Annotated in this window: 1 pseudogene; it reads right to left on the reverse strand. The window is 35.0% G+C overall.

Features of this window, described 5'->3' with window-relative positions:
* A pseudogene (locus IE867_RS14535) lies at nt 1-828 on the reverse strand (hypothetical protein); the annotation flags it as partial.
* Nucleotides 829-904 lie beyond the last annotated feature (76 nt).

A 904-nucleotide genomic window follows, 5' to 3' on the forward strand; every position in this document is an offset into this window, starting at 1 on the left:
ATCGGCACCATCAGCTAAACAAGTGATGTTTGTATTTGTTCCTAGTCCTTCTGATATACAGGCATTTTTAAACTGTAACTTCATACACTGCTGGTTATCATCTTTTGCTGAAGCAACTACTTGTTTCTTGGTAATTTTTGTATGATTTTTATCAATATATTCTACATTGTCAGGATGGTATATGGCTGCTGTCATTGCCTCAAATGATCTTCCCTCTCCTCGATCTTTGATATGACCACCATCAATAACTGCTACCAGCTCATCAACACCTTTCTCTGGTGTAGGAATATCTTGAGTTTTAATCAATTCAAGTGCCGCACTCACTTTTGATGAAACCCTACTTAAATGGGTTCGGTTGTTAATAGCTCTGTCCTCTAATGCGTCATAATTTAATTCTTTTGATGCTTTAACGTAGCTTTTCTCTGCAGTTAGTTCAGCTTGTTTTTTTAATAAATCAGGATGAGTATTAGAGCCAAAAAGCCCTTCCAATTTATACGGCAAATTGCATCCACCCTTGCATTTAATCCTTTGTATTTCGACAGTATGATCACTAAAAATGGCATGGAAATCTGATGTATATTTTCCCATTTTAACTGTTTTAGACCCACAAATAGGACAAGCGTTGCTATTGTTTACTAATTTAATTTGCCGAGATATTTTAAAATCCTGACACTTAGACAACAGATCAATTTGCTCTAAATGTAAGTAACCAAGATCTTTTAAGTGGCTAGGAGAGTGGAGCTCATCATTACGAATTTCTTGTGATTCTAAAACTTCACCTGTGCTTACATCATAATGCTGCGCTATTATTTTGATACCCGTTGCCATTATAAAAAATCCAATTCTATATTTTGAAAATAGGATAACATAGTCGTTTCATTAAATCTAGATGTGTGTTGCTTTC

This window comes from Cysteiniphilum marinum (assembly GCF_014857925.1).
Classification (GTDB): Bacteria; Pseudomonadota; Gammaproteobacteria; order Francisellales; family Francisellaceae; genus Caedibacter; species Caedibacter marinus.